Here is a 6,479-nt window from a genome sequence, read left to right on the forward strand (position 1 = left end):
CCTACACCCCACCCAACAAGCCCGATCTAGCGGCTATGTCCATCGATGCCGGCAACTGCGTCCTCTCGGGTTCAAGCACGAACCTTACCATCAAGTTCAAAAACGCTGGTGTTTCCATCCCCAGTGGTAGCTCTTTCAAAGTAACAGTAGCTGCTGACGGCGTTGTATTCAAAACCTTTACCTACACGGCAGGTCTTCCGCCAGGAGAGACCAAAACAGAGACAGCCCCCTACACCTTCAATAGTACAAAAAGCATCACGCTAACTGTAGATTCCAATGACGATATCTCAGAAAGCTCCTCCACGAACAATGTGCTTTCTCAAATTATTACTCCACAAGCTAGCTGTGCGCCTACTGGCGGTAGCTATACCGGAAAAACCTCAGCAGACAAACCTACGATGCCATGGAAAGATTCCAACATGATCAAAGCAGACTGGACAATCCCATCCAGTTGTACACCAGTTAGAGGGCGTTTTATTTTATCTCAAGCTACTGGGGAATATGTTCAATATGGTTGGAGTGCACTGAACAGCACGTCAGTGGACGATATGTCTATTTTTGCTTATGGAATGATGGGTTTCATTGGCTATCCTGGCAACATGCAAAGTGGACAAGTAGATATTTCTTACAAACTTGAGGATAGTTGTGGAGGAACTTCTTATTTTTATGAGGGAAAGTTTACACTAGGTCCCAAGCCTCCGAATAGACCACCACAGTTCGAAATCGGATGGTTTCCAGACAACGATTATTACACTCGCACATCCATATCAGACGCAGTAGTTGGGGATAAGTTAAATGTACGGTTGCTGCCAGAAATTGCGCCTAACCATTATGATCCTGATGATGATTTTGTTTCTTTTGAATGGTTGTTCGCGAACAGCTCAAGTAATTGGGTCAAAAGTTTTCCTTCCATGGGTTATTTAAAAGGAGAGGATAAGCTGACGTGGCTAACGGCATCAACAGCCGGTGATCATACTATTTCGGCGAAAATGTGTGATGACAAAGGAGCCTGTACGCAAAAGGAAGCGACAATAACAATCATGCGTCCAGAGCCCGTCCCCTGCATAAATGTTCCAAATCGCGTCGTGCAGAATCGCCCACTTTCTCTCAATGCAATCAATGGTGCATGTAGCCGACCAGCAAAGAACAGGACAATTACGGAATATTTTTGGACGAATAACCTGCCAGTATACCCCAATATTGGTTTGGAGACAGTTACTCTCGAGGTCAAAGATAACTATGGCATCCGAAGTTTGCCAGAAAATAAAGCGACCAAAAATATCAATGTTGTCGAGGACAAACCTCCTGTTGCAGTAATTAATCTTCCGCTTTTTGCGGTTCGTGGAAACATTCCATTTCGAGATATTTCATTTAGTCCTGATGGAGATATCATTGTTGAAACTACGATTAACTATGTCTACGACAGCAATAATGACGGAATTTTTAATGATCATATGCCATTTAATCTACCTATTGCAGTAGGTGGAACGGCACAATTACCTGCTGCGAAGGTGGGGAAGTATAAGTTAACCGTTAAAACTAAGGAAGATTGGGGGCTAACAGATACTAAATCCTTTATGATCGACATCAAAAATGACTCGCCTGAGGTCGCATTCACGGTAACTAGCGCAAATCCCGAACCTCCTTCGTTTCAAACAGTTGATGAGAACGAATTGCTAATGGCATTTGGGGATCAATGGGAGGGGGCAACCCTTACAAATACAAATTTACATAAAACAAAGGATATTGGTTTCACGTACAACCCTGTTACTAAAGGATTTAGCTCTCACTTTGGAAAATCACCATTTAAAGCTCCTGCCAGTAGTTTGGTTTTTACGGGCTCTATAGCGACCGTTGGACTTGATGTGGGAAGCACCTTTAGCATTCCACCTTTGTTTAGCACTCAATATTTAGGTAATAAAAGTGGAGTGGCCGTTCGCGGGGCTATTCCTTACACAGTACAAAGAGTTGACTGGCAGGGTATTCCATATGGTCAACCTACAACTACCCAACTTAGTGGTGTTGACCCACCTACAGCAAGTAATACAGGCAATTATTTAGCATATGACGCGAAGGGAGGCAGTTATCGTTTATCCTGTAAATATTATTTTGAAGATCGCTCGGGTGGTGATGATGATATTTATCATTGGTGGTGCGACTATACGAGGAAAAATGCATCTGGTCAAACTTCCTGGGTTAAAAGTTTAGAGAGTATTAGCTCTTCGGTTGCCATTCTCATTACTCTACCAACACAGCCTAATCAGATTGGCAATGGTAATAACATGGAGATTAATGATGATGGTACGAAAATAAAAATACCTTACACACTTTTTAATCCTAATTACTGTTCTTATTGCGGTGGCGGTGATTCTTCACGTTGGTATGATGTGGAAACAGGTATTGAAGTACCTTCTGCAACAATTACAAGGCCAGCCACAGGGGATGGAGCTGTATATGAGGACTCTGAGGTAGCCGTTTATGTACATCAAGATTATAAGAGTACCTATAGTAATTATAGTTCTTCAAGTAGAGGCAGCAACTCAGCATACAAAGGGATTTACACTAACTATCTAACTTCGTATAACAAACAAACAGGTGTTACGAAGCGATTAGATGTAAGTTCTGTCAATCGAGATGATAGCAGCCAAACCCAAGATGGAAGTGTGATTAGAGGAGACGGTTGGGATCGATCGGCAAGCTCAATCGTGCAAGTGAAATGGGATGTGTCTGAAGATGGATATGTTTATATTGTAGATGGATTTAATAAGATAACTGTGGCTGATAAATTTGCCACTAAGGTTGCGGAGTACGCGACGGCGAATTTACGCCCAAAGAACTATTCAGGCAATGAACAATACTTGTACGAAAACAGAGAGTTCACAATATCAGCATCGGGATTTGGGGCAGACGGTGAATATTATCTACAACTGAAGGAACGATACCACAAGCTTAGAAGATATAATTTTATATGGGAATCCTGTGGTGTCTGCAGTGTTGGCAGTTACGTTTCAAGTTATGACGAAGATTCATCTGGTTCGTTTAATAAGTACTATTCCTATACGATAAAAGGTGCAGTTGCCAGTCCAAAGACTTATGCATCCTCCGAGGTAGGCCAAGTTTTAAAAAAAGACACTAATCTAGTCGATGCGGACTACTCCTTTGACTTTATGCAAACAAATCTGAATTATAGCTTGAATTCACCGTCGGGGTTTATTTATAGGGCGCAGAACAATAGGAATATGTATAGGCTGGAATTGACATCAAATTGGATTTCTCTTAGCAAAATAGTCAACGGAGATCGTACTGTCCTGAGAAGCAGTCCTATTAATCTGAACACGACAGATTTTGTAAACCTCAAAGTATCAGTTAGAGGTTCAAAAATGAAGGTAAGACTGGGGCAGCTGCCCATTTTTGAAGTATCGGACTCTACATTCACTTCAGGGACCTATGGAGCATTCATCGGTGGCTTTGGTTCTCATTTACGCAACGTTTATGTGAAAATTCCTATCGTTGATAACACGACAATAAGCGATATAGGAATAGCTGGGGAAGAGTTGAACTACGGGATAACTTATGATGATCCAGAGAGCGATCCGCATCTTATCCCTCAAGACAAATGGAAGTATGAGCACACGAATTCGGTAAAATTTTTGGATGCAGGCGATGGAAAAAGTGGCTTGTCTAGCTTTCATGGACAGATTTTACTAGGCACTCCTGTGAAAATACTCGATAAAGTTGGTCTGTATAACCTTTCGTACATTGGCGCTGATGACCCTGCTCCACTAGGCTTCACTTATCCAAATGCAGCTTTTGCCGACTATCGATCTGAGTCGGATCCTTATTCGAGAAATATTTTGATTCATCGTAAACCAATCAGCAGGATCACTTGCAGCCAAGATTTATATTATAAAGTGACATGCGATGATTCACAAAGCTATGATCCAGATCGATGGTTAAGTTCTACAAATTACTCTGCAGAGTCTACAGGAATTAATTATGCCTTAACTAAAGGCATTGTTGATCGGAAGTATGAATATATCCTTCCTGACGGAACTACGGTGTCTGGACTGATTGATCGGGTCAAAGAAATCGGGCTATATACGTTTAGAGTAGCTGTAAAAGATGAGTACAACGCTTGGTCAGACTGGGCAGAGGCGTATATCTGGTTGGATGCACCACCTGCCAATCATGCACCTTTTGTAGATATAACGAACCCTGTCAGTTCTGATTTCAATAACCCGTCTAATGGTCGGAGAAATATTTCAGCAAAGGATACCCACCATCAGCCGTGTTGACTTTCCCCAATGGAACACACGCTACGCCTACTCCTATAATAAGCGGTTTACTCATGCCTTCTTGGAATCAATCGGACCCAGACGTCCCAACCCAATATAAAAACTTCCAGTACAGAATACTTGATGAAAATGGCACCCAAGTCACATACATGCATAATGGGCTTACGAGTAATGCAATTCGTGGAGGTAGTTACGCACATTTGTGCAGCTATAATAGTGATTCTGGGACATGGCGTAGTTGTGTATATGATACGACGAACAATTCTTGGACAGTCCATCCGTCTGAACAATTCGACTTGTCGGTTCTTGATGGCATATCAGGCCCATTACAAGTTCAGGTTCGAGTAAATGACGGCAGGTATTGGTCCGAATGGTCAAACTCCGGATGGTTCATTTTGAACAGACCTCCCTCAGTGACTATGACAATGCCTAATGGGACGCAGGCTGCGCCTACGATATACGCTGATCCTCGACCTACGTTTCAATGGACACAAACAGACCCAGATCCCGGAACAACGTTCACCTATTTTCAGGTGCAAGTAACGAATGAGGCTAATGATGTGGTAGTCCTGGACTCTGGACAATTTTACCAAGGTACGGCTTCAAATGTAGGGAGTTGGCAAGTCAGTCGCGATCTCCCTGCTGGTCAAAAACTACAGGTCAAAGTAAGAGTATTCGATGGAATTGTTTGGTCGGAATATTCAGCGCAAACATGGTTCTATATCAATCGAGCACCTGTTGCTGAGTTTGATTGGACGCCTAAGCCGGTCTGGGAAGGCGATGTGGTTCAGAGTATTAATTCCTCTTATGATCTTGATGGGGATACTTTGAGCTATGCATGGAAATTGGAGCAGGCGAGTGGCTTGGAGGTTGTGTTTTCCTCGCAAACTATCAGCTATAAGTTCCTAACTCCTGGCGTTTATAAAGTGACGCTTACTGTATCAGATGGGCTGCTTTCAAATTCGATTGTCAAAATGATTGTAGCAGCCCCGTTGACGATTCACTCCGATGTTACTTATACGAACAATTGGCTGCTTTTACATGAGAAGAGTGGTCACCAAACTGCTTCAGTGCCGAAGGATTTTTACTCCGGAGAAATTTTTGTGGTATCTAGTCATAGCTCGCCAGCACCTGTTGACGAAGTTACAGCCTGGATAGATGCTACAGGGTTGGATGGTAAATCGCTCTATGTATCAGAGCGTTTAACTCCAGCAGCAGGAGACGCGACAGCTTATTTGGGCGAGATTTTCGATRCTAAGTTTCAGTCATTCTCGGAGGGCTTGCCGCAAGGCTTGCAAACGATTCATTTTCGAGTGCGATATCGTAATGGAATAATAAAAACGGAAGATATTCAGGTTAATATTATCGGCAATGTCAATAAATCAGTAGGTGTTCATAGGGTTCAATAATTTCAAAGCAGTTATCTTCGGGTAGCTGCTTTTTGTAAGAAACGGTGAATCCGAAGCTGTCCTATGATACAATTAATCGATAAAAAGGCTATGCCTGAGGGAGCGAGAAAACCTTGAACTATCGATTAATTGCATTGGATGTTGATGGAACGCTTTTGAATGACGATCATGAATTAACCGAGCAGACGATTGAAACGATTCAGGAAGTGCATGATCAAGGAGCACATATCGTGTTGTGCACAGGAAGAGCTCCTGACAGCACGCTGCCTATCCTGCAGCAGCTTGGACTAGAAGGAACGATGATTACACATAACGGAGCGGCGACGGTTCACGCAGACGAACGCGGGAAATCATTGGTCAATGAGTTTTCTTTTACGCTGCCAGAAATTGCCCCAATGCTGGATTATGTGAGGAGAGAGGGCATTCATTTCGATGTCTGTACGTCTTTTAACATGTATATAGAGCGAATTGGCGAATACGAAAAAGAGATGTACACCAAGTTTCTGGTGAATCCCAAACTCGTAACAGATGTATCTGAGCTAGGATTGCCGATTGTGAAATTCACACTTTTTAGTAAGCCAGAGGTCCTAGATCGTGTTCAACAGGAATGGGATGAACAGCAATTATATGGTCATTTGCGGATGATTCGGAGTGGCGATTTATTCATTGATGTGATGAGCGCAAAGGCGAATAAAGGAAATGCGTTGAAAGCTTTGGCCGCATCCTTGGAGATCGATCCGTGCGTGATTCTGGCTATTGGCAATTACTATAACGA

The 6,479-nt window shown here is 42.8% G+C and carries 3 protein-coding genes; all 3 read left to right on the plus strand.

The features are described from left to right. Positions 1 to 4,295 (plus strand): CARDB domain-containing protein (locus AC1DUA_RS26105; RefSeq protein WP_477502546.1); only part of this gene is annotated, 4,295 nt, incomplete at its 5' end. 53 nt (positions 4,296 to 4,348) lie between these two features. Next, entirely contained in the window at positions 4,349 to 5,704 is a 1,356-nt protein-coding gene (locus AC1DUA_RS26110; protein WP_477502547.1) for a PKD domain-containing protein, read from the plus strand. 113 nt (positions 5,705 to 5,817) lie between these two features. Continuing rightward, positions 5,818 to 6,479 (plus strand): HAD-IIB family hydrolase (locus tag AC1DUA_RS26115; protein ID WP_477502548.1); only part of this gene is annotated, 662 nt, incomplete at its 3' end.

The organism is Paenibacillus sp. 01T422 (genome assembly GCF_056398785.1).